This window comes from Caulobacter sp. RHG1, from assembly GCF_013181195.1.
GTDB lineage: Bacteria > Pseudomonadota > Alphaproteobacteria > Caulobacterales > Caulobacteraceae > Caulobacter.
Genome location: NZ_SMZP01000001.1, coordinates 370,182 through 395,754, shown reverse-complemented (window position 1 = coordinate 395,754; position 25,573 = coordinate 370,182). Strand labels below are relative to the sequence as shown.

Sequence of the window (25,573 nt, the reverse complement as noted above, 5' to 3'; positions counted from 1 at the left end):
CTTATTTGCTTGTTGTTCAACAAATAACTAGGTTCTGCAAGATGACGTCCGCCCTTAAGGCCCCGCCCGTACGCCGCACCCAGTCCGATCGGCGCCAGCAGTCCGAGAGCGAGCTGCTGCGTGCGGCGGCCGAGCTGATCGCGCAGCAGGGGACGGCGGCGGCGACCTTCGAGGCGATCGGGGCGCGGGCCGGCTACAGCCGCGGTCTGGCGACCCAGCGGTTCGGCTCCAAGCAGGGTCTGATCGAGGCGCTCATCGCGCGCTTGCAGGCGCGGATCGAGGGGCTGCTGGACGATCGGCGACTGGACGATCTCAATGGCCTGGAGGCGATCCTGGCCTTCGTCGACATCTTCCTGCGCAACCTGGCTCAGGACCAGGAGATGCGGGCCTATTTCGTGATGATGGCCGGTGCGGTGGCCGAGGTCTCGGGCCTGCGTGGGCCCTTTGCCGAGGCGCACAAGACGGTGGAGCTGCGGCTGGAGGCGCTGGTGCTGCGCGGCCAGGAAGAGGGCGTGGTGCGGACCGGGCTGAACGCCGACGCGGCCGCACTCATGGTCGGCTCGCTGCTGCTGGGACTGTCGACCCAGCTGTTGATCGACCCTGCCATGGACCTGGAGCCGATCCGCGAGATCAGTCTCACGACGCTTCGGGCCAGCTTCGCGGCATAGCCAAATGAAAAGCCCTCAAGCAGGGCTTGAGGGCTTTCATCAGCTTGATCTTGCAGAGGGGCTTACGCCACCTCGATGCGGTAGCTTTCGATGACCGTGTTGGCCAGCAGCTTCTCGCACATGCTCTTGACCTCGGCCTTGGCGGCTTCGGCATCCGTGCCGTCGAGGTCGAACTCGATCACGCGGCCGACGCGGGCGTCCTTGACCGACGGCCAGCCCAGGCCGTGCAGAGCGTTTTCGACAGCCTTGCCCTGAACGTCGAGAACGCCGGGCTTCAGGAACACGTGGACGGTGGCTTTCACTGACAAAATCTCCCCTCGCGACACGGCCGGTCGCGGCAAATTCGGAACCGAAGGCTTAGTGCACGCCGCCTTGGATGACGGTCGGCATTTCCTTCATGATCCCCAGGCGGCGGGCCACCTCGGTATAGCTTTCGATGACGTTGCCCAGGTCGCGACGGAAGCGGTCCTTGTCCAGCTTCTCGTTGGTGACGCTGTCCCACAGACGGCAGCTGTCGGGGCTGATCTCGTCGGCCAGGATGATCCGCGAGAAGTCGCCCTCGTAGATGCGGCCGAACTCGATCTTGAAGTCCACCAGCGTGATGCCGACGGCGCTGAACAGGCCCGACAGATAGTCGTTCACCCGCAGCGCCATGGCCATCATGTCGTCGATCTCCTGGGTCGCGGCCCAGTTGAACGCGGTGATGTGCTCTTCGGACACCATCGGGTCGCCCAGCTTGTCGTCCTTGTAGTAGAATTCGATGATCGAGCGGGGCAGGGGCTGACCTTCCGTCAGGCCCAGGCGCGTGGCGATCGAGCCGGCGGCGATGTTGCGCACCACGACCTCGAGCGGGACGATCTCGACTTCCTTGATCAGCTGCTCGCGCAGGTTCAGGCGGCGGATGAAGTGGTTCTGGACGCCGATCCCGTTCAGGCGAGTCATGATGTACTCGCTGATGCGGTTATTGATGACGCCCTTGCCTTCCAGGACCGCCTTCTTCTGGGCGTTGAAGGCCGTCGCATCGTCCTTGAAGTACTGGATCAGCGTACCGGGCTCGGGCCCCTCGTACAGGATCTTCGCCTTGCCTTCGTAAATCTTCTTGCGGCGGGTGGTCATGGCTCTCGTCGAGGCCCTTCTGGAAGCGCGCGCTCGGCCAAGGTCCGGAAACTTTCTCCGGAGAAACGAAAAGCGCGCGCGGCGGATAGCTGCGCGCGGCGTTCGACTCAAGGCCGCTCACTGAAAATGTCCTGTGGAACCTACCTGAAGGGGCGTTATGGCGCAAACACGGGTGGGTCTTTTTGGTCTAAGAGGCCACCGAAACGTCGCCTGCGGCTTCAGGGCCGATTGCGGTGGAGACCGCCACGGGATATGCAGCCGGCGGAAGAGCATGATAGCCGAAAGTGGACGCCGGTTTCGGCGACCATCATGCTCTAAACGTTTAGAATTGGAGCCTGTCGGGACCCGACAGGCTCTTGGCGACTTTGGGGCCCTCATGACCACCTTCGACGAACGCGAACAGGGCTTCGAACGCAAGTTCGCGCACGACAACGAACTGGAATTCAAGGCGACCGCGCGCCGCAACCGCCTGCTGGGCGAATGGGCCGCCGGCCTGATGGGCCTGGCGACGGTCGAGGAGTACGCACGCGCCGTGGTGAAGTCCGACTTCGAACAGCCGGGCGACGAAGACGTGTTCCGCAAGGTCTCGGAAGACCTGAAGGGCTCGGGCGTGTCGGTTTCGGACAGCGAAGTGCGCATGAAGATGGCCGAGCTGCTGGCCCAGGCCCGCGAGCAGATCAAGGCTGGCGAGTAAGCTTCGTCACAAGCCGAGACGAACAAGGCCGCTCCTTCGGGGGCGGCCTTTTTGTTTGGCCGGACGTCAGGTTCTCAGGGAATCGCGCAGCGCGTTCCACGCCTGCGCCTTCTGCTCGAAGGTCCGCGCCGCGTGGGCCGGGCTGGAGGAGGGCAGGGCCAGGGTGAGGATGCGGTCGCCGATCAGCCGGCCGCCGAGCTTGGCCGCTGTCCCACCGTTGAAGGCCACCAACCGCAGCGCGGGCAGGGTGTCTATCAAGGCCAGGAGGTCGTTGGCTGCGGGATCGCGGATGGCGGCGTCGAGGCTGCCGGGGCGTTCGGCTTCGGCGATGACGTCCCACAGGCCCACGCGATGCGCCAGCAGGGTCGCCAGGCGGTCCTCGTAGGCCAACGGGACCAGGGACGTGCCCAACACGCCCTCGATTAGCCGCCAGAAGGCGTTCCTGGGATTGCCGTAGTACTGCTGTACGGCCAGCGAGGCCTCGCCCGGCAGGCTGCCCAGGATCAGGACGCGAGTGCTTGCGTCGACGACCGCCGGGAAGCCTGCCTTGCGGATCAGCCCTGAACCCCGAACACGCGGTCGAAGATCACGTCGACGTTCTTGGTGTGGTAGCCGAGGTCGAACAGGCTCTCGAGCGCCTCGTCCGACAGGGCCTTGGAGACGGTCTCGTCGGCCTTCAAGAGGTCGAGGAAGCGGCCTTCGCCGCGCCAGACCTTCATGGCGTTGCCCTGGACGGCGGCGTAGGCGTCCTCACGCGACACGCCTTCCTGGGTCAGGGCCAGCATGACGCGCTGCGAGAACACCAGGCCCCCCAGCTTGTCCAGGTTCTTGGCCATGTTGTCGGGATAGATGTTGAAGCGCTCGATGACGCCGGCCAGGCGGCGCAGGGCGAAGTCGAGGTGGATGGTGGCGTCGGGACCGATGCCGCGCTCGACCGACGAGTGGCTGATGTCGCGCTCGTGCCAGAGGGCGACGTTCTCCATCGCCGGGACCACGGCCGAGCGGACCAGGCGGGCCAGGCCCGTCAGGTTCTCGGTCAGGATCGGGTTGCGCTTGTGCGGCATGGCCGACGAACCCTTTTGGCCGACCTCGAAGGGCTCTTCGGCTTCCAGGACCTCGGTGCGCTGCAGGTGGCGGATCTCGGTGGCCAGGCGCTCGACCGACGAGGCCACGACGCCCAGGGCTGCGAAATAGGCCGCATGGCGGTCGCGCGGGATGACCTGGGTCGAGACCGGCTCGACGGCCAGGCCCATCTTGTCGGCCACGTGCTGTTCGACGCGCGGATCGACATTGGCGAAGGTGCCGACGGCGCCCGAGATCGCGCAGGTGGCGATCTCGAACTTGGCCATGGCCAGGCGCTCCTTGGCGCGCTGGAACTCGGCGTAGTAGCCGGCCAGCTTCAGGCCGAAGGTGATCGGTTCGGCGTGGATGCCGTGGCTGCGGCCGACGCAGACGGTCATCTTGTGCTCGAGCGCGCGGCGCTTCAGGGCGGCCAGGACGAGGTCGACGTCTTCCAGCAGCAGGTCGGTGGCCTTGCTGAGCTGCACGGCGAAGCAGGTGTCCAGCACGTCGCTGCTGGTCATGCCCTGGTGCAGGAAGCGGGCTTCCGGACCGACGATTTCCGACACGTGGGTCAGGAAGGCGATGACGTCGTGCTTGGTGACGCGTTCGATCTCGTCGATGCGGTCGCTGTCCCAGACCGCGTCGCGGCCCTTTTCCCAGATCGTCTCGGCGGCGAGCTTCGGGATGGTCCCGATCTCGGCCATGGCGTCGGCGGCGTGGGCCTCGATCTCGAACCAGATCTTGTACTTGGTCTGGCTGGACCAGATGGCGGCGGCTTCGGGGCGGGCGTAGCGGCTGATCATGGGCGGCGTTTCGGCCGGGAGGGCCGGGGAGTCAAGGGAAGAGGCTTATTACTTAGCGCGAGACGAAGCCCTGATCGGTGATGGCTAGCTTGCGCATGTCCAGGCCCAGGCTGACCATGTGGCCGTGGGCGGCGTCGGCCAGGGCGCGCTGTTGGGCGGTGTCCTTCTGGTTCTGGGCGCGCTCGATGGCGGCGTCCATCAGCAGCGCCTGATAGACCAGACTGTCTGCGTAGCGTTGGCGGGCGGCGGGGGTGTTCAGGCCCATGCCGGCGAAGTTCACCGTGCGGGCGACGTGGGCCCGGGCCCCGCGGGCCTGGGTCGGGCTCATCTGGGCCTCGACGTTGTTGGCCACGCCCCACATGCCCATGAAGTAGATCGCCGTGGCGTCGACGACATTGCCGGTGTCGAGGCCAAAGCGGCGGAATACCGGCGTGGCGACGGTGATGGGATCCTGGCGGGCCAGATCCTGTGACAGCGCGCGACCGGCGACGGCGTCGCGCTTGGAGACCCGCTGGACGAGGTCGGCCTGCACCGCGCGAGTGACGGCTGGATCCCGGCGGAAGGTCAGTTGGTTGGCCGGGAGGGCGGTCGACGGGGTCGGACGCGCGGCGGGGCGCCGGCCAGCGGCCCTGTCGCGACGCTCCTGAGCGGCCTCGTTCGTGCGGTTTAGCAGGTTGTGGTGCAGCGTGTTCATGGCGTCCGCCGCTGCGAACCCCTGCCAAGCATAGTCCTGCCGCGCCAGGGCGGGCGAGGCGGCGATCATCAGCGTCAGGCAGGCGAGGGGTGCGGTGAAGCGGGGGGCGGACATGACGTCTCCAGGCTGGACCGTCGGTCCAACGGTCCAGCCTGGCGTTCGGTTGCGCTTAGGCGCCTGCGCGTTCCTTCATGTGCTTGACCATGCCGATGCTGGCCAGGGCGTAGTGGACGCCCGCCCAGGCGTAGAAGCACAGCGAGATGATGATCCCCTGCTGGCTCGACAGCGCCAGGGTCGTGCGGCACTGCGCGGCCAGTTCGGCTGGGGAACCGGCCGGCGCAACGCCGCCGGGGCAGGCCGCCGCGAAGCTGGTCGCGCCGGTCTGGCCGAAGGAGGCCAGCAGACTGTGGACCACGCCGCCAGCGTCCGGAACATTGAAGTGGTACTGCGCCAGGTGGTCGATCAGCCAGCCGGTGAAGACCGGCCCGCCGCCCAGGGCGATCAGGTTCAGGAAGAAGAACAGCAAGGCCGTCGCGGTGGCGCGGCGGTGCGGCTCGACCGAGTTCTGGACGACGCCGAAGGTCGGGGCCAGGTAGACATAGTGGAAGATGCCCGGGATCAGCAGGATCGCCGCCGTCGCCTTCCAGTCGGTCTGCAGGTAGGCGAGGATATAGATCGGCGTGCAGACGATCAGGCCGATGGCCGGGGTCCAGGCGTACCACTTGACGCTGCGCTTGGCGGCCCAGTCGCTCAAGAAGCCGCCGACCAGGGTGCCGACGCCGGCCGAGAAGCCGCCGATCAGGCCGACGATCAGCCCGACCTCAGCCAGGTTCAGCCCGAAGGCCCGCACGAAATACGAGGGCACGAAGGCGCCCGAGCCGTAGGAGCCGAACGAGGCGATGGTCACGCCCAGCACCATGTGCAGCACCGGCCATTTGCCGAACAGCACCTTGGAGACGGCCCACAGTTCCTTGAACTCGTTGGCCAGCGAGAAGGCGGGCTTGGCCGGCGCCTCGACGACCACGTCCTCGGCCTCCAGCGGCGTCTCGACAAGCTCGGAGTGGCCGCGCGGCGGCTCCTTGATCACCAGCTTGACGATCAGGGCCAGGATGATGCCGGGCAGGCCGACAATGACGAAAGCCACGCGCCAGCTGAACTCGGTGGCCAGCCAGCCGCCGGCGACCGCGCCGAACATCGTGCCCAGCGGGATGCCGAACGAATAGATCGACAGGGCCGAGGCGCGCTTCTTGGGCTCGTAATAGTCACTGATCAGCGAGTGGCTGGGCGGCGAGCAGCCGGCCTCGCCGACGCCGACGCCGAAGCGGAACAGAGCCAGCTGGGCGAAGCTGCTGGCCGCGCCGCACAGGGCGGTGAAGCCCGACCAGATGACCAGCGACACCGAGATGATCGTCACCCGGTTGAACCGCTCGGCCAAGCGGGCGATCGGAATGCCCAGCAGAGTGTAGAGGAGGGCGAAGTAGAGGCCGCCCAGCAGGCCCAGCTGGGTGTCGGTCAGCTTCAGGTCGACCTTGATGGCCTGACCGATGGTGGCGATGATCGTCCGGTCGATGAAGTTGAAGGTGTAGGTGGCCAGAAGCAGCCCCAGCACCGCGGCTTTGTAGCCATTCGTATAGACGGGCGAACTCCCGCCGGACGCACGCGCGTCGGCCATCCTGACTCTCCCTTCAAACATTTGTTCTAATTCTTGAAGGGACTGTAGACGCAGCGGAAGCCAAAGCGCCAGAGGCTATTTTACAAGGCCTCCGGCGCCTCCAGATCGCTAGGCCACCATGTCCTCGGCGATAGTCTTGCGGGCCCGCCAGAACAGCCAGAACGACACCAGGCCCATGCCGGCCGAGACCATCAGCGCCCATCGCACGCCCTCGGCTGAGCCCAGGCCCAGCGGGCCGGCGAAGAAGTCGCTCATCAGGCCTACGCCGACAGGACCCAGGCCCAGGCCGATCAGGTTGATGATGAACAGCAGCACCGCCGAGGTGGTGGCGCGCATGGTCGGGTCGACGATGCTCTGGGCGGTGGCGTAGACGGGGCCGTACCACAGGGTGCCCAGCAGGATCGGGATGGCCAGCAGCGCCATGGCCGGCACAGCCTGGGGCAGGTTGATCGCCACCAGGTAGAACGGAATGGCCAGCAGCGAGGCGATGGCCGGCACCACGACATAGGCGCGGATGTCCTTGGAGCCGTAGCGGTCGGCGATCACCCCGCCCAGCCAGGCCCCGATCACGCCGGCCGTGCCGCCGATCAGGCCCAGGGCCAGGCCCAGGAAGCCCGTCGATTTCAGGCCGAACATCGCCGCCAGGCTGGCCAGTTCGGCCGTGTGGTTGCGGAAGAAGAACGAGGCGGCGAACGGCGCTTGGCCATAGCCGATGAAGGCCTTGATCGCCGCGGCGAAGGCCACCAGCCAGAAGGTCTTCTTGGCCATCAGCACGGCGAGAGCGGCGCCGAAGGTGATCTGCGGCGTGGCGCGGGCGGCGAGATCCGCCATCAGGCGCTTGCGGGGCTCGACCAGGGTGAAGGCGGCGATCAGGGCGAAGATCACGCCGGGCGCGCCAGCGACCATGAACGCCACGCGCCAGCCATAGGCGTCCGCCACAAGCCCGCCCATGGCCATGCCCAGCAGCGAGCCCAGCGGGGTGCCGATCGAATAGAAGGCGATCGCGCTGGCCCGCTTCTCCTTTGGCACGTAGTCGGTGATCAGTGAGTGGGCGGGCGGGGTGCAGCCGGCCTCGCCGACGCCCACGCCGATGCGGGCCAGGATCAGGTGCCAGAAGTTCTGGGCGAAGCCGCACAGCACCGTGAAGAAGCTCCAGGCCGCCACCGAGACGCCGATAATCACCGGTCGGTTCTTGCGTTCTGCCAGGCGAGCGATCGGGATGCCCAGGATGGTGTAGAAGATGGCGAAGGCCAGGCCGGTCATCATGCCCAGCTGCCAGTCGGCCAGGCCCAATTCCTGCTTGATCGGCTCAGCCAGGATGTTGACCACCTGCCGATCCAGGAAGTTCAGGGTGTAGATGATCAGCAGGATCCACAGCGCGTATCGTCGGTAGGCGGTGGAGACGGGCGTGATCAGCGGGGAGGGGACCGCTGTGGCGGGCGGCTCCGCGGCTGGTGCTGCAGGCGCAGTCGCGGCGTCTTTCGCCATGGTCTCACTCCCTCGAACAGTTGTTCTAATTGTTGAGGCCACCCTAGGCTTACGTTAGGGGCGATGACAAACCCGAAACCGGAAAAAGGGCGTGAGCGCATGGAAATCGTGATCGGCACCAAGCGGTGGTCCACCTGGTCGTTACGGCCGTGGCTGGTGCTGAAGCGCCTGGGCGTTCCATTCGAGGAGATCCTGGTCGAACTGCGCCAGGGCGAGGTGACGACGGCGGAGATCGGCAAGATCTCGCCCAGCAAGCTGGCCCCGGCCCTGAAGGATGGCGAGCTGGTGGTCTGGGACTCGCTGGCGATCTGCGAGTACCTGCACGAGACGTTCCCTGAGGCGAAGCTGTGGCCGGACGACCCCGCTCTGCGGGCTGTGGGTCGTTCAGTGGCGGCCGAGATGCATTCGGGCTTCCAGGCGCTGCGCGGCGAATGCCCGATGGCGCTGGACGCGGCGCCAAGCAAGCCGGACCTCTCCGAAGCCACCCAGAAGGACGTGCGCAAGATCGTCGAGCGCTGGAGCCAGCTGCTCCAGCGCTCGGGCGGTCCATTCCTGCTGGGCGAATGGTCGATCGCCGACGCCTTCTTCACGCCGGTGGCGTCGCGCTTCCGCACCTATGGCGTCGACCTGTCAGGCGACGCCAAGGCCTATGCCGAGCGCCTGCTGGCGACACCCGAGTTCCTGGAGTGGGAGCGCGACGCGATCGCCGAAGCGAAGGCCTAGAGGCCGGTCGGCACGCCGTTCTCGGCCGGCGGCGGCTTGCAGCGGCCGGCGCGCGCCTGGACCACGTAGAGCAGGGCGCGGCCCTCGGCGAAGGCGCTGTGCTCGGCCAGGGGGTTGGTCGGCTGGCCGGTGCGCAGGCTCAGCGCCTGGTCGCCGCTCGCGCCGGGCGCCTGGCCCAGCGAGGCCTGGTTCCAGCGGCTGAGCGCCGGGGCGCAGGCGGCCACGACCGCCTCGGCCACGACCTCGGCGCTGTCCTTGGAACCGGCCAGGCTGTAGGCCCAGCGGCGCGTACATTCGTCGACCGGCGTGGCCGGATCGGCGGCGGCGCTGGCGCTGGGCGTGGCGGTCTTGAAGTCGGTGCAGATCTTGGCGTTGGCCATGGTGGCGTCATGCTCTCCGCACGCCGCCAGCCCGAGGGCGGTCAGCGCGAGGACGGCGATCACGGGCGTGCGGATCATGGTCTGGGATTTCCTCGTCAAGGCTTGTTATCGGGCGCAGATCTGGACCGGACGCTCGGTCAGGCGGCCGCGCTCGTCGTAATAGGACCGCGTCTCGGTGCGGCAGGCCGCGTTCGAGCCGGTGGACACCGTCTGGAAGGTCCCGTTGCGCACCTCGCCGCGCGCGACCGGATTGCCCATGTGGTCGTAATAGACCGTCTGGACCGGCGCGGGCTGTGCTGCGCGCGCCGCCCGAGGACCGGAGTCGTAATAGGTGGTGGTGACGCGCTTGCGGCAGCCGCTCTTGCCGATCTGACGGCCGATCAAGGCGCCGCCGACGCCGCCGACGATCAGGCCGCCGCCGCCATCCGAGATGGCGTTGCCGACCAGGGCGCCGCCCAGGCCGCCCAGCACGGTGCCGGTGGCCTTGCGGCTGGAACAGGAGGCGGCGTTGGCCTCGACGGGCGCGAGCGCGGCGGGTAGGGCCAGGGCCCCGACGACCAGGCTGATGACGGCTAGACGAGCCATGTTTGCGAATTCCTCGCCAGTGAAGGTCCCTCGATCTCCACAACGTCGCTGGTCGTCAGAAGGATGCGTCCGAAGTGTCGGCTGGACGACGTGCGGCTAACAGGCGGGCGATCAAGCCGCACGCCAGGCCGAAGACCAGCGGGAAAAGATGCCCGACCTTGAGCGCGCCGTGGCCGCTGACGAAGACGTCCAAAGCGACGCCGACCGCCACACCCGCCCAGGCCATGCCCAGGCCGATCCGTCCGATCCCGCCGGCCGTCAGCGCAAAGCCGCACAGCGCCATGTAGGCCTGCGAAGCGCCTGAGAGGAATGCTTGCGGTTCCAGCCGCACCAGCAGCGCCTGGCTTAGCGTCCCGCCGGTCAAGGCGACCAGGGCCGGCCAAAGGCCTCCCCAGCGCCGCTCGACGCACAGGCCGACCCCGCCCAGGATCACGGCGTTGAGCAGCATGTGTGGCGGCTTGACGTGCAGCCATTGCGAGGCGACCAGCCGCCAGGCCTGGGCTGGCTCGAAGTAGATCCCCTTGATCACGCCGAACGGAAGCAGGTCGCGCGAAGCCTGCTGGACCCAGGGCGGCTGATGCAGCGCAGCCGCCGTCGCGCACCAGACCGCGACAAGGCTGGCTGCCCAGATCAATAACGGAGACAGCGCGCCTCGCGATGCGGATCGCGGCATTCTCACCCTCCGAAGCCCCGCGCGAACAGTCCCCGACGTTGGCTGGGATCGCAATGGCTGTGCTTTGGAAAACGCGCTCGGATGTTGTGTCGGGGCGGCCAAGCGGCGCCGGTGCGGCCAAACGTCCCGTCTTCACGATTAACCGGGATTCACCACGCCTGTGGATCCCGGCGTTAACCATCTCAGCCTCATCGTGCAGGGGAAACGGACCTTCGGAGGGGCGCATGGCCCAGCACGTGGAAACCCTGGTGATCGGCGGCGGCCCGGCGGGCCTGACGAGCGCCTATGTCCTGGCCAAGGCCGGACGCGCCGTGACCGTGCTGGAGATGGACCCGACGTCGGTCGGCGGTCTCGTGCGCGACGGCTTCACCGTCTCGTCGAAGAACCAGGAGGTCGTCGCCCTCTGGGACGAGATCCTGCCGGACGGCTTCGTCGAGCGATCGCGGGCGTCGCGCCTCTATCACGGCCGCAAGTTCTACGCCTATCCGCTGAAGGCCTTCGAGGCCCTGTCCCATCTGGGCGTCTGGAAGGCCGCAAAGGGCGCCGCCTCGCTGGGCTGGGCCCGGCTGAACCCGATCGCCGCGCCCGCCACCGTGCAGCAACACGGACGCAACCGCTTCGGCGAGAGCCTGTTCTCCACCTTCTTCAAGACCCATGCCGAGAAGGTGTGGGGCATGCCGTGCGACGCCATCCCGGCCGATGGCTTGGTTCAGCCAGCCGCGCGCGACGAGACCGTCCGCTGTCCTCGCGACGGCGCCGGAGCGCTGTGGAAGGCCTGCGCGCAGAAGATCGTCGCTTTTGGCGGCGAGGTGCGTCTGGGCCGCAAGGTCGACGGCCTGCACTACGACAAGCTGGCTCGCATCTGGACCGTGTCGGTCGCCTGCGCCGATGGCCGCAAGGAGATCTACACGGCCGAGAACGTCGTCTCCTCGGCCCCGCTGCGCGCGCTGATGCAGTCGATCTGCCCGACCCCTATCAGCCTCTTCCACGCTGGCGAGCTGATGTACCGCGACCTGATCACCGTGACGCTGACCGCGACCAAGACGTCGGCGGATGCGACGATCCATGTTCACGACCCGGCGGTGAAGGCCGCTCGCGTCGAGACCCGAGGCGCGGTGACCAGCCTGGAATACTACTGCTTCGAAGGCGATGGCCTTTGGGTCTCGTCGGACCAGGAGCTGATCGCTCAGGCCAAGCACGAGGCCGCCGTCATGGGCCTGTCGGTGGACGGGCTCGGCGCCCAGGTCTCGCGACAGCGCAAGGCCGCGCCGATCCATGACGAGGACAGCGCCGAGCATCTGAAGATGATCCGCCTGGACCTGAAGATGGGCTTCCCGGGGCTGCACCTGGTCGGCCGCAATGGCCTGCATCGCGCCGGTCAGCAGGAGCATGCGGTGATGACGGGCATCCTGACGGCCGAGAACATCGTCGCCGGCGAGATCCTGCATGACGTGTGGGCGGTCGACGCCGACGCGGGCTACACGGGCGCACGTACGGCGATGCGCGATGTTCAGGTGATCGACCGCAAGGCGGCCTGACCTCACTGAAGCTAGGCTGTAATTCCCTGAGCCGGCGCGCCAGCCGGTTCGGCCGCCTCTTCGCGCGCGATCGCCTTGCCGGCGACCCAGCAGACGAAGTGCACGAACGCGTCCGCCAGGCCGACGATGGCTGCGATCACGAAGACGCTGGAAATCAGAAGGATCGCCACGACGGACATGCTGCACTCCCGTTTGCTGATGAAGCGGGGAAATCGGCGTTAAGTTCCCGCGTCAGGCGATGACGAAATCGAAAAGTCGGAGTAATAGGCGAAGAAGGTTTACCACAGGCCTTGACAACGTTGTCAAGGTTCCGGTGAATGATGGGGTCCGCGCCAAGACGGACTCGAAAACATCGTCACTTAGGGAGTGGTCAGTGATTGGGTTGAACTTCGAACGCGAGGGCGTCGCCCGATGACCGACGCCGCGATCGCAAAATCCTCTGCCTCTGGAGCCGCCCCGAAGGGCAGCGGGCTCAAGTTGGCCGTCGTCTATGTGACGTGCCTGTTCTTCATCTGGGCGCTGGTCACCAACCTGCTGGACCCGCTGCTGAAGACCATGAAGACGGTCTTCACCCTCAGCCCGGTCGAAGCCAACCTGACCGGCTTCGCCTTCTTCATCGCCTATGGCGTCATGTCGATGCCCTCGGCCGCCTTCCTGTCCAAGGCCGGCTACGCCAAGTCCGTGATGGTCGGCTTGGGCGGCATCGTGCTGGGCTGCTTCATCGCTATCGCCGCAGCCAAGCTGCACACCTTTGCCCTGGTGCTGACGGCGCTGTTCGTCATGGCCTCGGGCATCACCCTGCTGCAGGTCGCCGCCAACCCGCTGATCGCCTCGATGGGCAAGCCCGAGGACAGCTCGTTCCGCCTGAACCTGTCGCAGGCTTTCAACTCGCTGGGCGCGGCCTGTGGCCTGTGGTTCGGCGCCAACTTCCTGCTGAAGGGCGAGATCTTCGAGAAGGGGATCACGATCACCCAGCCGATGCGGGAGCAGGCTCTGGGCTTCGTCTCGAACGTCTATTTCGCCATCGGCGTCGGCCTGGCCCTGTTCATCCTCGCCATCTTCTTCGTGCGCCACAAGATTACCCAGGCCGCGCCGCAGACCGGCCAGTTCGTCAACCCGCTGACCGCCCTGTCGTCCAAATGGGCCAATCTGGGCGCAATCGGCATCTTCCTCTATGTCGGCGCCGAGGTGGCGGTGTCGCTGAACCTGTTGCTGTTCATCGAGCAGGCCCACGTGCTGAACATCGCCGCCGAGCAGGCCGGCAAGATGACCACCTTCTTCATGCTGTTCGCCATGATCGGCCGCTTCGCCGGCTCCGCCTTGCTGAAATCGATCAAGGACTATGTGCTGCTGACCGTGGTAGCCGTAGGCGCCATCGCCCTGTGCCTGGTGGTGATCCTGACCAAGGACATGACCCCCAGCGCCCATGACGGCGCGCTGAACCTGCTGCTGGCCACGGTTCCCGTGACGACGGGTCTGATCCCCGCCTTCGCGGCTCTGCTGATCGGGCTGTTCAACTCGATCATGTTCCCGACCATCTTCACCCTAACCCTGCAGCGCTCGTCGGCCCCGGCGTCGGCGACCTCGGGTCTGCTGTGCATGGCTATCGTCGGCGGCGCCTTCCTGCCGCTGGTGTTCGGCAAGATCGAGGAGATGACCGGCTCCAAGGCCCTGGCCTTCGTCGCGCCGATGGCCTGCTACCTCTACGTCCTGTGGTTCGCGCTGGTCGCCAAGAAGGCTCCGACCCACGTCATCGAGGAAGGCGTGGCCGCCGGCCACTGACCGCTCGAAAGATTTACCTGCAAGCGCCCCGGGAAGCCTGTCTTTCCGGGGTTCTTTTTTGCCGGATCTGCCGCCTCTTTAGGCAGATCAGTTTTCCTGCAAGGGCTTCGAAGAAAACCTCGGTCGTAATTCCCAGTGCGCGGCACGACATTAATGGCGCAGGTACTAAAGGGGATCGTCCATGGCCGCGCAGAAGAGCAGCCGCTTCATCAGTGGGTTCGGGATTCAGGTCCTGGCCGCCATGGTCCTGGGCCTGGCCCTGGGTCTGGTCGCGCGCAACCTCGGGCCGGCCGAAGGGCAGGCGGGTTACGCCCTGGCCGAGACGCTGCACCAGATCGGCGTGATCTTCATCCAGCTGCTTCGCGTCCTGGTGCCGCCGCTGGTGTTCACGGCCATCGTCGCCAGCATCGCCAACATCGCCCAGCTTCAGAACGCCGCGCGCCTCGTCTGGCGCACGCTCTTCTGGTTCGCCGTCACCGCCCTGATCGCCGTGGTCATCGGCATCGCCCTCGGGTTGATCCTGCAGCCGGGCCTGCACACCACGGTCGAGGCCGCCGCTGCCGTGGCCCCCAAGACCCGCGGATCGTGGCTCGACTTCCTGACCAGCCTGGTGCCGCTGAATATCCTGGGCATCGCCGCCTCGACCAAGGTGACGGACGGCGGGGCCTCGACCTCGCTTTCGTTCAACGTGCTGCAGATCGTGGTGATCTCGCTGGTCACCGGCGTCGCGGCCCTGAAGGTCGGCGAGGCGGGCGAGGCCTTCCTGAAGTTCAACGCCTCGGCCCTGGCGATCGTGCGCAAGGTGCTGTGGTGGGTGATCCGCCTGACCCCGATCGGCACCATCGGCCTGTTCGGCAACGCCGTGGCGCAATACGGCTGGACCACGCTCGGCCAGCTGGGCGCGTTCACCGGCGCGATCTATGTCGGCCTGGCTCTGGTGCTGCTGGTCGTCTACCCGACGATCCTGGCGCTGAACGGCCTCAACCCCATCCGCTTCTTCCAGGGCGCCTGGCCCGCGATCCAGCTGGCCTTCGTCTCGCGCTCGTCGATCGGCACTCTGCCGGTGACCGAGGCCGTGACCGAGAGCAGCCTGGGCGTGCCGCGCGCTTACGCCGCCTTCGCCGTGCCGCTGGGCGCGACCACCAAGATGGACGGCTGCGCGGCGATCTATCCGGCCATCGCCGCGATCTTCGTGGCCCAGTTCTTCGGCGTGCATCTGGCGTGGTCCGACTACTTCCTGATCGTCTTCGTGTCGGTGATCGGCTCGGCGGCGACGGCGGGCCTGACGGGCGCGGTGGTCATGCTGACCCTGACCCTGTCGACCCTGGGCCTGCCTCTGGAAGGCGTGGGTCTGCTCTTGGCCATCGACCCGATCCTGGACATGGGCCGCACCGCCGTGAACGTCGCCGGCCAGGCCCTGGTCCCGACCATCGTGGCCAAGCGCGAAGGCATCCTGGACCTGGACGTCTACAACGCCGGCCGGGTGCCGGTTGAAGCCGCCCTGCACGCCGCGGAATAGGCGAGTGCGGTTGCTTCCCGACGCTTTAGCGGCGAGTTTGCGCGCCTCGTAAGCGTCCGGGGGATTTCCATGGGTCTGAAGACGTCGAACGGCGCTCCTTCCGGAGCGAGCCGTCGGGCCTTCCTGTCTGGCGCCGCCGCCCTGACGGGCCTGGCCGTGACCGCCCCGCGCGCCTTCGCCAATCTCACTTCGGGGGGCGCCTCGGATCGGGTCGAGCGCCTGCTGGCCCAGATGACCCTCGAGGAAAAGGCCGGCCAGCTGTCGTGCTTCGCCGACATGGTTCGGCCGCCGATCGCCGACATGAACCCGGTGGTCAATGTCCGCAACGCCGAGACCGTGATCGCCGAGGTCAAGGCTGGCCGGGTCGGCATCCTGTTCAACGGCGTCGGCGCCCAGGCCGCTTTTGAAACCCAGAAGGCTGCGGTCGAAGGCTCGCGCCTGAAGATCCCGCTGCTGTTCGCCGCCGACGTGGTGCACGGCTTCCGCACCGTGTTCCCGATCCCGCTGGGCGAGTCCGCCAGCTTCGACCCGCACCTGGCCGAGCGCACGGCCCGCGCCGCCGCCAGCGAGGCCACCGCCTCGGGCCTGCACTGGACCTTCGCGCCGATGGTCGACGTCGCCCGCGACCAGCGCTGGGGCCGCGTCGCCGAAGGGGCGGGGGAGGACACGTTCCTGGGCGAGGTCATGGCCGCCGCCCGGGTGCGCGGCTTCCAGGGGCGGGACCTGAAGGCCGACGACAGCATGCTGGCCACGCCCAAGCACTTCGCCGCCTACGGCGCGGTGGCGGCCGGCATGGAGTACAATTCGGTCGAGCTCTCCGAGGCGACCCTGCGCGAGGTGCACCTGCCGCCTTTCCAGGCCTCGTTCGACGCCGGCGCCCTGACGGTGATGACGGCCTTCAACGACATCAACGGCGTTCCGGCCACGGCCAACAAGCCTCTGCTGACCGGCATCCTGCGCGAGGAGTGGGGCTTCAAGGGCGTGGTCATCTCCGACTACACGTCCGACCAGGAGCTGGTGGCCCACGGCTTTGCCGCCGACGACCGCGACGCCGCGCGCCTGTCCATCCTGGCCGGACTGGACGTCAGCATGCAGAGCGGCCTCTACATCCGCTACCTGCCCGAGCTGGTGACCTCGGGCGCGGTGCCGATGGCGGTGGTCGACGCCTCGGTGCGCCGGGTGCTGGCGCTGAAGGAGGCGATCGGCCTCTTCGACGATCCCTATCGCTCGCTGGACCCCAAGGCCGAGGCGATCCGCACCGCAACCCCGGCCCTGCGCGCCCTGAGCCGCGAGTCTGGCGCCCGCTCGATCGTGCTGCTGAAGAACGAGCGCAATCTGTTGCCGCTGCCCAAGGCCGGAAAGCGCCTGGCCCTGATCGGTCCGTTCGCCGACGACCGCGACAACGTGCTGGGCGCCTGGGGCGGGTTCTTCGCCGACCGCAATCTCAATGTCGACCTGGCGACGGGCGTCCGCGCCCAGCTGGCTGATCCGGCCAGCCTGATCGTCGAGCACGGCTGCGAGGTCGAGACCACCATCGCCGGCGGCTTCGAGCGCGCCGTGGCGGCCGCGCAGGCCGCCGACATCGTCCTGCTGGCCGTGGGCGAGAGCCAGGACATGACCGGCGAGGCCAAGTCGCGCACCGACATCCGCATCCCGCCTGTGCAGCAGCGCCTGGCCGAGGCGATCGCCGCGACCGGCAAGCCGGTCGTCGTCCTGCTGCGCCACGGCCGCGCCATCGCTCTGGAAGGGGTTGTCCGCGACGCCCCTGCGATCCTGGCCACCTGGTTCCTGGGCAGCGAGATGGGCAACGCCGTCGCCGACGTGCTGTTCGGCGTCGTCAATCCGTCTGGCCGCCTGCCCATCAGCTTCCCGATCGAGAGCGGTCAGGAGCCGTTCTTCTATAACAGCCGCACCACGGGTCGCCCGGCGTCGACCGATCCCAACGCCCAGGAGTACAAGGCCCGCTGGCGCTCAATCCGCAACGAGGCGCTGTATCCGTTCGGCTTTGGCCTCAGCTACACGCGTTTCTCGGTTTCGGATGTGAAGCTGTCGACCGACAAGCTGGGCTGGAACGAGGCGCTGCGGATCACCGCCAAGGTGCGCAACGAGGGGACGGTCCATGGCGACCACGTCGTGCAGCTCTACATCCGTGACCGCGTGGCCAGCCGCACCCGGCCGGTGCGTGAGCTGAAAGGCTTCCACCGCGTGTCGCTGGCCCCCGGCGCCGAGCGCGAGGTGCGTTTCGAGCTGAAGCGCGAGAACCTGATGTTCGTGGGCGACGGCGACCGCTGGCTGGCGGAGCCGGGCATGTTCGATCTGTGGATCGCCAATTCGGCGGTCGACGGCCTGAGCGCCAGTTTCGAGCTTATGGCGAGTAGCCGACCCTGAACCCGAATCGGGTGTGTTGACGCCGAGGTGGCTCGGCCTGTGGATAAGGCTGTGCGTATCGGGCCGTTGTTAGGCTTTGGGTAAGTCGTCAGACCATTCGAGGGCGGCATGCGACGCGCCGTCGCACGCGCCTCTAAGCCTTACAATCAAAGGGATTGCGCCATGATCCCTAATTCGGGTTTCACCTTAAGGGTGTGTGTCGGCGTATGGTTTATCTGCGGCGGTATGGCATGTTGAAAGGAGTTGGAAAGGAAATACGGTTACCGGAATCGGGCCATAGTTTGGCGTAGTTGGGGAGCCTGCGTTTGGGGGGCGTCTCCGATGCTCGGGTACGTGTAAGGGCGCGCCCAAAAGCAGGATGGATGTAATGGCGATCTCGAGCCTTTCGACCGCGCAGATTTCTGCCCTGACGGTCACGGCCATTCAGGGTCTCAGCACGACTGATATCCAGTCGCTGAGCGGCGCGCAGGTCGCGGCCCTCAGCGCGACGGGGATTGGTGCGCTCGCCAACACCCAGGTCGAGGCGCTCAGCACAACCCAGGTCAAGGCGCTCACCACGACCCAGATCCCGAAGTTCGCCGCTTCGGTGGGCTTCAACGTCACCCAGCTTACGACGCTCTCCACCCAGCAGGTCTCGGCCCTTACCTCGACCCAGCTGGCTTCGCTCGACACCTCGCGCATGTCGGCCCTTGCGGCCACCCAGGTCGCGGTGCTGTCGGCCACCAACTTCTCCGCCCTGACCGGGACCCAGGTGGGAGCGCTCAGCGCCACCCAGATCAAGGGCGTCACGGCGTCCCAGCTGAAGGGCCTGTCGGCCGCCGACATGGGCGAGTTCACGGCGACCCAGGTCGGCGCCCTGGCCAGCGATCGTCTCGCCGCGCTCAGCGCCACCAACTTCTCGGCCCTCAACGCCACCCAGATGGGCGGCCTGACCGACACCCAGATCAAGGGTCTCAGCGCCAGCCAGGTGAAGGGCCTGTCGACGACGGACGTTGGCGAGCTTTCCGCCGCCCAGCTCGGCGTGTTCTCGGCCGCCCAGATCGGTGCCCTGACGCCTGAAGCTTTCTCGGCCCTGAGCCAGACCCAGACCGAAGCCCTGACCGCGACCCAGATCAAGGGCGTGACGGCCAGCCAGATCAAGGCTCTGACCTCCACGGATGTCGCTCAGCTCTCGACCACGCAGGTCGGCGCTCTGAGCGTCGCCCAGGTCGGCGCCATGGGCACGACCCAGGTCGCGGGCCTCGCCACCACCCAGGTGTCGGCGATGGCGACGACGCAGCTGGCGGCCCTCGGCACGACCAACTTCACGGCCCTGAACAGCACCCAGGTCGGCGCCCTGAGCGCCACCCAGGTCAAGGGCCTGACCAATGCGCAGATCACCGCCATGTCCTCGACGGACGTCGGCGAGCTGACGGCGACGCAGGTCGGCGGCCTGAGCGCCAGCCAGATCAGCGCCATGACCACGACGGCGTTCTCGGCGCTGAACACCACTCAGGTCGGGGCGCTGGACGCGACCCAGATGAAGGGTGTGACCGCCAACCAGCTGAAGGCTCTGTCCGCAACGGACATGGGCGAGCTGACCACCACCCAGGTCGCCGGTCTGCAGGCCGCCCAGATGTCCGCCCTGGCGGGCACCCAGGTTTCGGCCCTGACCAGCACCCAGGTCGGCGCCCTGACGACGACCCAGATCCGGGGGCTGACGAACGCCCAGGTGTCGGGCCTGTCGACCACCGACATCGGCGAGCTGAGCACGACGCAGGTCGGCGCCCTGACGGCCGATCAGGTCAAGAACCTGTCGGTCACCAACCTCTCGGCCCTGAACAGCACCCAGATGGGTGCGCTGTCGAACTCGCAGATGGCGGCGCTGACGGCGACCCAGATCAAGGGCCTGTCGACCACCGATATCGGCGAACTGAGCGAGACCCAGGTCGGCCGCCTGACCACGGCCCAGGTCGCGGCGCTGGTCACGACCCAGGTTCAGCAGCTGTCGACGACCCAGGTCGGCGGCCTGACCTCCAGCCAGGTCGCGGCGCTGTCGTCGACGAACCTGAACCAGCTGAACTCGACCCAGGTCGGCGCTCTGACGACCACCCAGGTCAAGGGCCTGAGCACCAGCCAACTGGCCGGTCTGAGCACCACCAGCGTCGGCAATCTGGCCACCACCCAACTCGGCGCGCTGTCGGCCAGCCAGCTGGCCGGCATGGGCTCGACCAACTTCGCGGCCCTGAACAGCACCCAGGTGGGCGCGCTGTCGACCGACCAGATCAAGGGCCTGACCGCCAACCAGCTGAAGGCCCTGACCGCGACGGACATGGGCGAGCTGACCACCACCCAGGTCTCGGCCCTGACGCCGGCCCAGATGGGCGCGCTGGCCGCGACCCAGGTCTCGGCCCTGACCTCGACCCAGACCGGCGCCCTGACGACCAGCCAGATCAGGGGTCTGACCGCCGACCAGATCAAGGGTCTCAGCACCACAGACGTGGGTGAGCTGACGACGACGCAGGTCGGCGCCCTGACGGCCGACCAGATCAAGAACCTGTCGGTCACCAACATCTCGGCGCTCAACGCCACCCAGACCGGCGCTCTGACGGCGACCCAGGTCAAGGGGCTGACGAACACGCAGCTGTCGGGCCTGTCGTCCACCGACGTGCAGGAACTGACCGGGACCCAGCTGGGCGCCCTGTCGAACGCCCAGATCGGCGCGCTGAACCAGACCGGCCTGAAGGCCCTGACGACCACCCAGCTGCAGGGCCTGAGCGCCTCGCAGGTGGGCGCGCTGTCGCCGACCAACTTCGCGGCCCTGGACGGCACGCAGGTGGGTTCGCTCAGCACGACCCAGGTCAAGGGTCTGACCGCCAGCCAGCTGTCGGGCCTGTCGGCCACCGACGTCGGCGAGCTGACCGCCACCCAGATCGGCGCCCTGGCCGCAACCCAGGTCAGCGCCCTGACGCCCACCGCGCTGTCGGGCCTGAACGCCACCCAGAGCGCGGCTCTGACGACCTCGCAGATCAAGGGCCTGTCGGTCGCTCAGGTGAAGGGCTTGTCGGCCACCGACCTGAACGACCTGTCGTCGACCCAGCTCGGCGCGCTCTCGACCGCGCAGCTGAACGCCCTGACGCCGACGGCCTTTTCGGGCATGAACAGCACCCAGATGGGCGCGTTGAGCACGACCCAGATCCGGAGCCTGACCAACGCCCAGCTGGGCAGCCTGAACGCCACCGACATGGGCGAGCTGGCGACGACCCAGGTCGCGGCCTTGACAGCCGACCAACTGAAGAGCCTGACGGTCACCAACCTGTCGGCCCTGAACGCCACCCAGGTCGGCGCCCTGACCAACACCCAGGTTCAGGCCCTGACCACCTCCCAGCTGAAGGGGTTGGGCACCACCGACATCGGTGAGCTGACCGCCACTCAGGTGGGGGCTCTGTCGGCCGCCCAGATCGGCGCCCTGGCCACGACCCAGGTCCAGAACCTGTCGACCACGCAGATCGGCGGCCTCAGCGCCTCGCAGATCAGCGCGATCACGACCGGCAACATCTCGCAGCTGAACGGCACGCAACTGGGCGCGCTGAGCACCACCCAGCTGAAGGGCCTGACCGCCAACCAGATGGGCGCTCTCGTCACCACCCAGGCCTCGGCCTTGGCGACGACCCAGGTCAGCGCCCTGGCCACGACCCAGGTCGCCGCCCTCGGCGCGTCCAACTTCTCGGCCCTGACCAGCACCCAGGTCGGCGCGCTGAGCGCCACCCAGATCGCAGGCGTGACCGCCTCGCAGCTAAAGGGTCTCTCCACCACCGATATCGGCGAGCTGACCTCCACGCAGGTCGGCGCGCTGTCGACCGCCCAGCTGGGCGCGCTGTCGACCACCAACTTCTCGGCGCTGAACAGCACCCAGGTCGGCGGTCTGACCGCGACCCAGATCAAGGGTCTGTCGAACGACGTGATGAAGAGCCTGTCGACCACCGACATCGGTGAGCTGTCGGCCACGCAGGTCGGCGCGCTGTCGGCCGACCAGATCAAGAACCTGTCGGCGACGAACATCTCGGCGCTGACCAGCACCCAGACGGCGGCGCTGACGGCCACCCAGATCAAGGGTCTGACCAACACCCAGATCGCCGGCCTGAGCACGACCGACGTCGGCGACCTGTCGGAGACCCAGATCGGCGCCCTGTCGGTCGGCCAGATCACGGCGCTGAACGTCGACGAACTGACCTCCACCCAGATGAAGGGGCTCAGCTCCAGCCAGCTGGGCGCGCTGGGCACGACCAAGTTCGCCGCCTTCGACACCACCCAGGTCCAGGCGCTGAGCGCGACGCAACTGAAGGGCCTGACCACCCTGCAAATGGGCGCGCTGTCGGCCACTGACGCGGGCGAGTTCACGACCACCCAGATCGCCGCCCTGGCGGCGACCCAGCTGGGTGCGATGACGGCGACCGGCTTCTCGGGCCTGACCGGCACTCAGGTCGCGGCGCTGAGCACCACTCAGATCAAGGGCGTCACCATCGCCCAGCTGAAGGGTCTGACGTCGACCGACGTCACCGAGTTCACAACGACCCAGATCCAGGCTCTGGCGCCCAGCCAGCTGGCCGCCCTGACGGCGACCGGCTTCTCGGCTCTGGCCTCGACCCAGGTGGCGGCGCTGACCACCACCCAGATCAAGAGCGTCACCACCTCGCAGTTGGCGGGCCTGACCACCACCGACATCGGTGAGCTGGCCACGACCCAGATCTCGGCCCTGAGCGCCGAGCAGCTGAAGAGCCTGTCGGCGACCGGCATCTCGGCGATGTCGACGACCCAGGTGAATGCGCTGAGCAACAGCCAGATCCAGTCGCTGACCGCATCCCAGCTGAAGGGTATGACGACCACCGACATCGGCGAACTGACCGCCACCCAGGTCGGCGCGCTGTCGAACATCCAGATCGGCACCCTGGTGGCCACTCAGGTCCAGGGCCTGACGACCACCCAGATCGGCGGCCTCACGGCGTCGCAGGTCGGCGTGCTGTCGACGACCAGCCTCAACCAGCTGAGCACCACGCAGGTCGAGGCGCTGAGCGGCGCGCAGATCAAGGCCCTGAAGGCCGATCAGCTGAAGGATCTGTCGACCACCAATATCGGCGCCCTGACCACCACCCAGGTCGGCGCCCTGGCTTCGACCCAGGTCGGCGCGCTCGGAACCGCCTTCTCGGCGCTGAACAGCACCCAGGTGGCGGCCCTGGCCACCACCCAGATCGCGGGTCTGACCGCTTCGCAGGTCAAGGGTCTGACCACCACCGACATCGGTGAGCTGACCTCGACCCAGGTTGCGGCGCTGACGACCCAGCAAGTGGGCGCGCTGACGACCACCGGCCTGTCGGCGCTGACCTCGACCCAGATGGGCGCGCTGACGACCAGCCAGATCAAGGGCCTGACCGCCGACCACGTGAAGAACCTGAGCACGACCGACATCGGCGAGCTCACGGCGACCCAGGTGGCGGCCCTGTCGGTCGATCAGGTCAAGAACCTGTCGGCGACGAACATCTCGGCGCTGAACAGCACCCAGAGCGCGTCCCTGACCAACGCCCAGATCGCGGCCTTGACCATCACCCAGGTCCAGGGTCTGTCGACCACGGACATCGGCGACCTGAGCTCGACGCAGGTCGGGGCCCTGGCGGCCTCCCAGATCAAGGCTCTGGCCACGACCCAGGCCGGTCAGCTGTCGACCACCCAGATCGGCGGCCTCAGCGCCACCCAGCTGGGCTCGCTGTCGACCACCGCGTTCGGGGCTCTGAACAGCACCCAGGTCGGCGCCCTGACCGCGACCCAGCTGAAGGGCCTGACGACCCTGCACATGGGCGCCCTGTCGACGACCGATGTCGGCGAACTGACCTCGACCCAGGTCGGCGCTCTGGCGGGCACTCAGCTCGCCGCCCTGACGCCTTCGGCCCTGTCGGCGATGAGCTCGACGCAGATGGGCGCGCTGAACGCGACCCAGGTGAAGAGCATCACCAACTCGCAGCTGGCAGGCCTGACGACCACCGGCGTGAGCCAGCTGGGGACCACCCAGCTCGGCGCGCTGTCGGCTCCGCAGATCGCCGCGCTCACCACCACCGGCCTGTCGGCGCTGAGCTCGACCCAGGTCGGCGCCTTCAACGCGACCCAGATGAAGGCCCTGACCAGCTCGCAACTGAAGGGGCTGTCGAGCACCGACATCACCGAGTTCGCGACGACCCAGATCCAGGCCTTGACCGCCGAACAGCTGAAGAGCCTGGCCTCCACCCAGGTCTCGGCCCTGACCAGCACGCAGGTGGGGGCTCTGGCCAACACCCAGGTGCAGGCGCTGAGCGCCAGCCAGCTGGCCGGTCTGTCGACGACCGATGTCGGCGAGCTGACCTCGACCCAGGTCGGCGCCCTGTCGCTGGCCCAGGTCGGCGCCCTGGCCGGAACCCAGGTGCAGCAGCTGTCGACCACTCAGATCGGCGGCCTCAGCTCGACCCAGCTGGGCGTGATCTCGTCGACCAACTTCTCGCAGCTGAACGCCACCCAGCTGGGCGCGCTCACCACGACCCAACTGAAGGGTCTGTCGAACGTCCAGATGGCTGGCCTGACCACCACCAACGTCGCGGCCCTGGCCACGACCCAGGTCGGCGCGCTGTCCTCGACCCAGCTGGGCGCGATGACCTCGACCGGCTTCTCCAGCCTGAGCAGCACGCAGGTCGGCGAGCTGAGCGCCACCCAGCTGAAGGGTCTGACGGCCAATCAGCTGAAGGGCCTGACGACGACCGACATCGGCGAGCTGAACGCCACGCAGATCGGTTCGCTGTCGGTCGCCCAGATCGGTGCCTTGGCCACGACCCAGCTGTCGGCGCTGACCAGCACCCAGATGGGCGCCCTGAACGCGACCCAGATCAAGGGCCTGACCAACAGCCAGCTGTCGGGTCTGTCGGCCACGGATGTCGGCGAGTTCACGACGACCCAGATCGGCATCCTCAGCACCGCCCAGCTGGGCGCGCTGTCGACCAAGATCTCGGGCTTCGACGCCACCCAGATGGCCTCGCTGACTACCAGCCAGGTCAAGGGCCTGACGCTCGACCAGGTGAAGAGCCTGTCGACCACCGACATCGGCGAGCTGACCAGCACGCAGGTCGGGGCCCTGACCACGGCGCAGATCGCCGCCTTGGCCACGACCCAGGCGGCGCAGCTGAGCACCACTCAGGTGGGCGGCCTGGCCAGCACCCAGATCAGCGCGATGTCGACCACGGCGTTCGCGGCTCTGAACGCCACCCAGGTCGGCGCGCTGAGCGCCACGCAGATCAAGGGTCTGACCACCGGCCAACTGACCGCGATGTCGACCACCGACGTTGGCGAGCTGAACGCGACCCACATCGGAGCCCTGGCCGTCAGCCAGCTGTCGGCGCTGTCGGCGACCAACATCTCGGCCCTGACCAGCACCCAGTCGGCCGGTCTGAACGCGACCCAGGTTCGTGGCCTGACCGCCTCTCAGGTCCGCGGGCTCTCGCAGACCGATCTCGGCGAGCTGACGGCGACCCAGGTGGGAACCCTGACCACCAGCCAGCTGGGCCAGCTGACCACTACGGTCATCGGCGCCCTGACGACGACGCAGATCGGCCAGTTGCAGCCCTCGCAGCTCTCGGGCCTGTCGACCACGCAGCTGGACCACCTGACGACCACCAACATCAAGGCGCTGACCAGCACCCAGGCCTCCGCCCTGACCACCGCCCAGGTGCAGAGCCTGGATCCGGATCAGGTCGCCGCCTACGTGTCGGTCATCTAGGAAATCACCGCCGCCCG

Annotated in this window: 19 protein-coding genes; 8 read left to right on the top strand and 11 right to left on the bottom strand. The window is 67.5% G+C overall.

Going from position 1 to position 25,573, the window contains the following annotated elements; translation table 11 throughout:
• The first annotated feature begins 41 nt into the window (after positions 1–41).
• Entirely contained in the window at positions 42–668 is a 627-nt protein-coding gene (locus E1H18_RS01770) for a TetR/AcrR family transcriptional regulator (RefSeq protein ID WP_172263103.1), read from the top strand.
• Positions 669–730: 62 nt separating this feature from the next.
• Here the strand turns inward: E1H18_RS01770 and purS are convergent, their stop codons facing one another.
• Together purS and purC are read right to left on the bottom strand one after the other, a co-directional pair.
• Complete coding sequence (gene purS, locus E1H18_RS01765) at positions 731–970, bottom strand: phosphoribosylformylglycinamidine synthase subunit PurS (RefSeq protein WP_172263101.1); 240 nt, start codon at positions 968–970, stop codon at positions 731–733.
• A gap of 55 nt (positions 971–1,025) precedes the next feature.
• Entirely contained in the window at positions 1,026–1,784 is a 759-nt protein-coding gene (gene purC / locus E1H18_RS01760; protein WP_172263099.1) for a phosphoribosylaminoimidazolesuccinocarboxamide synthase, read from the bottom strand.
• A gap of 376 nt (positions 1,785–2,160) precedes the next feature.
• On the opposite strand from purC, the gene E1H18_RS01755 reads away from it, so the two are divergent.
• On the top strand, positions 2,161–2,478 hold the full coding sequence (locus tag E1H18_RS01755; RefSeq protein ID WP_172263097.1) for a DUF1476 domain-containing protein: 318 nt from the start codon (positions 2,161–2,163) through the stop codon (positions 2,476–2,478).
• A gap of 66 nt (positions 2,479–2,544) precedes the next feature.
• Here E1H18_RS01755 and E1H18_RS01750 read toward each other — a convergent pair whose 3' ends face one another.
• From E1H18_RS01750 to E1H18_RS01730, 5 genes are all read right to left on the bottom strand, one after another.
• Positions 2,545–3,036 carry a DNA-deoxyinosine glycosylase gene (locus E1H18_RS01750; protein WP_172263862.1) on the bottom strand — a complete coding sequence of 164 codons (492 nt, stop codon included), beginning with the start codon at positions 3,034–3,036 and terminating at the stop codon, positions 2,545–2,547.
• Positions 3,033–4,343 (bottom strand): adenylosuccinate lyase, encoded by a 1,311-nt coding sequence (gene purB / locus E1H18_RS01745; RefSeq protein ID WP_172263095.1) that lies wholly within the window; start codon positions 4,341–4,343, stop codon positions 3,033–3,035. The genes E1H18_RS01750 and purB overlap by 4 nt, the downstream gene beginning before the upstream one ends.
• Before the next feature lie 52 nt (positions 4,344–4,395).
• On the bottom strand, positions 4,396–5,151 hold the full coding sequence (locus tag E1H18_RS01740) for a DUF6683 family protein (RefSeq protein ID WP_172263093.1): 756 nt from the start codon (positions 5,149–5,151) through the stop codon (positions 4,396–4,398).
• 55 nt (positions 5,152–5,206) lie between these two features.
• The gene (locus E1H18_RS01735) at positions 5,207–6,709 is read right to left on the bottom strand and encodes an MFS transporter (RefSeq protein ID WP_172263091.1); all 1,503 of its coding nucleotides are present in this window, start codon (positions 6,707–6,709) and stop codon (positions 5,207–5,209) included.
• A gap of 108 nt (positions 6,710–6,817) precedes the next feature.
• Positions 6,818–8,197: an MFS transporter gene (locus tag E1H18_RS01730; protein ID WP_172263089.1), complete on the bottom strand. Its 1,380-nt coding sequence runs from the start codon at positions 8,195–8,197 to the stop codon at positions 6,818–6,820.
• 99 nt (positions 8,198–8,296) lie between these two features.
• Between E1H18_RS01730 and E1H18_RS01725 the strand changes: the two genes are divergently transcribed.
• Positions 8,297–8,920 carry a glutathione S-transferase family protein gene (locus E1H18_RS01725; protein WP_172263087.1) on the top strand — a complete coding sequence of 208 codons (624 nt, stop codon included), beginning with the start codon at positions 8,297–8,299 and terminating at the stop codon, positions 8,918–8,920.
• Here the strand turns inward: E1H18_RS01725 and E1H18_RS01720 are convergent.
• The 3 genes from E1H18_RS01720 to E1H18_RS01710 are packed head-to-tail and all read right to left on the bottom strand — an operon-like array spanning position 8,917 to position 10,519.
• Positions 8,917–9,378, bottom strand: a complete 462-nt coding sequence (locus E1H18_RS01720) for a hypothetical protein (RefSeq protein WP_172263085.1) — start codon at positions 9,376–9,378, stop codon at positions 8,917–8,919. The two genes, E1H18_RS01725 and E1H18_RS01720, sit on opposite strands and share 4 nt — an antisense overlap.
• Positions 9,379–9,405: 27 nt before the next feature.
• A complete protein-coding gene (locus tag E1H18_RS01715) occupies positions 9,406–9,885 on the bottom strand; it encodes a hypothetical protein (RefSeq protein WP_172263083.1) in 480 nt (159 codons plus the stop codon).
• Positions 9,886–9,940: 55 nt separating this feature from the next.
• The gene (locus tag E1H18_RS01710; protein WP_172263081.1) at positions 9,941–10,519 is read right to left on the bottom strand and encodes a rhomboid family intramembrane serine protease; all 579 of its coding nucleotides are present in this window, start codon (positions 10,517–10,519) and stop codon (positions 9,941–9,943) included.
• Positions 10,520–10,782: 263 nt separating this feature from the next.
• Here E1H18_RS01710 and E1H18_RS01705 point away from each other — a divergent pair, with 263 nt between their 5' ends.
• A complete protein-coding gene (locus tag E1H18_RS01705) occupies positions 10,783–12,096 on the top strand; it encodes an FAD-dependent oxidoreductase (RefSeq protein ID WP_172263079.1) in 1,314 nt (437 codons plus the stop codon).
• 11 nt (positions 12,097–12,107) lie between these two features.
• On the opposite strand, the gene E1H18_RS01700 is transcribed toward E1H18_RS01705, so the two are convergent.
• On the bottom strand, positions 12,108–12,275 hold the full coding sequence (locus E1H18_RS01700) for a hypothetical protein (protein WP_172263077.1): 168 nt from the start codon (positions 12,273–12,275) through the stop codon (positions 12,108–12,110).
• A 232-nt stretch (positions 12,276–12,507) separates the two neighbouring features.
• Here E1H18_RS01700 and E1H18_RS01695 point away from each other — a divergent pair, with 232 nt between their 5' ends.
• The 4 genes from E1H18_RS01695 (at position 12,508) to E1H18_RS01680 (ending at position 25,556) form a co-directional block, all read left to right on the top strand.
• Positions 12,508–13,878 (top strand): sugar MFS transporter, encoded by a 1,371-nt coding sequence (locus E1H18_RS01695; protein WP_172263075.1) that lies wholly within the window; start codon positions 12,508–12,510, stop codon positions 13,876–13,878.
• Positions 13,879–14,059: 181 nt separating this feature from the next.
• Positions 14,060–15,397: a dicarboxylate/amino acid:cation symporter gene (locus tag E1H18_RS01690; protein WP_172263073.1), complete on the top strand. Its 1,338-nt coding sequence runs from the start codon at positions 14,060–14,062 to the stop codon at positions 15,395–15,397.
• A 69-nt stretch (positions 15,398–15,466) separates the two neighbouring features.
• Complete coding sequence (locus E1H18_RS01685; protein ID WP_172263071.1) at positions 15,467–17,785, top strand: glycoside hydrolase family 3 N-terminal domain-containing protein; 2,319 nt, start codon at positions 15,467–15,469, stop codon at positions 17,783–17,785.
• A 367-nt stretch (positions 17,786–18,152) separates the two neighbouring features.
• Positions 18,153–25,556: an ice nucleation protein gene (locus E1H18_RS01680; protein WP_172263069.1), complete on the top strand. Its 7,404-nt coding sequence runs from the start codon at positions 18,153–18,155 to the stop codon at positions 25,554–25,556.
• Positions 25,557–25,573: the final 17 nt, after the last annotated feature.

Excerpts from the sequence above, each read along its gene's own strand:
- E1H18_RS01770 (WP_172263103.1), top strand. The coding sequence starts at position 42 with ATGACGTCCGCCCTTAAGGCCCCGCCCGTACGCCGCACCCAGTCCGAT.
- purC (WP_172263099.1), bottom strand. The coding sequence starts at position 1,784 with ATGACCACCCGCCGCAAGAAGATTTACGAAGGCAAGGCGAAGATCCTG.
- E1H18_RS01755 (WP_172263097.1), top strand. The coding sequence starts at position 2,161 with ATGACCACCTTCGACGAACGCGAACAGGGCTTCGAACGCAAGTTCGCG.
- purB (WP_172263095.1), bottom strand. The coding sequence starts at position 4,343 with ATGATCAGCCGCTACGCCCGCCCCGAAGCCGCCGCCATCTGGTCCAGC.
- E1H18_RS01740 (WP_172263093.1), bottom strand. The coding sequence starts at position 5,151 with ATGTCCGCCCCCCGCTTCACCGCACCCCTCGCCTGCCTGACGCTGATG.
- E1H18_RS01735 (WP_172263091.1), bottom strand. The coding sequence starts at position 6,709 with ATGGCCGACGCGCGTGCGTCCGGCGGGAGTTCGCCCGTCTATACGAAT.
- E1H18_RS01730 (WP_172263089.1), bottom strand. The coding sequence starts at position 8,197 with ATGGCGAAAGACGCCGCGACTGCGCCTGCAGCACCAGCCGCGGAGCCG.
- E1H18_RS01725 (WP_172263087.1), top strand. The coding sequence starts at position 8,297 with ATGGAAATCGTGATCGGCACCAAGCGGTGGTCCACCTGGTCGTTACGG.
- E1H18_RS01720 (WP_172263085.1), bottom strand. The coding sequence starts at position 9,378 with ATGATCCGCACGCCCGTGATCGCCGTCCTCGCGCTGACCGCCCTCGGG.
- E1H18_RS01715 (WP_172263083.1), bottom strand. The coding sequence starts at position 9,885 with ATGGCTCGTCTAGCCGTCATCAGCCTGGTCGTCGGGGCCCTGGCCCTA.
- E1H18_RS01705 (WP_172263079.1), top strand. The coding sequence starts at position 10,783 with ATGGCCCAGCACGTGGAAACCCTGGTGATCGGCGGCGGCCCGGCGGGC.
- E1H18_RS01700 (WP_172263077.1), bottom strand. The coding sequence starts at position 12,275 with ATGTCCGTCGTGGCGATCCTTCTGATTTCCAGCGTCTTCGTGATCGCA.
- E1H18_RS01695 (WP_172263075.1), top strand. The coding sequence starts at position 12,508 with ATGACCGACGCCGCGATCGCAAAATCCTCTGCCTCTGGAGCCGCCCCG.
- E1H18_RS01690 (WP_172263073.1), top strand. The coding sequence starts at position 14,060 with ATGGCCGCGCAGAAGAGCAGCCGCTTCATCAGTGGGTTCGGGATTCAG.
- E1H18_RS01685 (WP_172263071.1), top strand. The coding sequence starts at position 15,467 with ATGGGTCTGAAGACGTCGAACGGCGCTCCTTCCGGAGCGAGCCGTCGG.
- E1H18_RS01680 (WP_172263069.1), top strand. The coding sequence starts at position 18,153 with ATGGCGATCTCGAGCCTTTCGACCGCGCAGATTTCTGCCCTGACGGTC.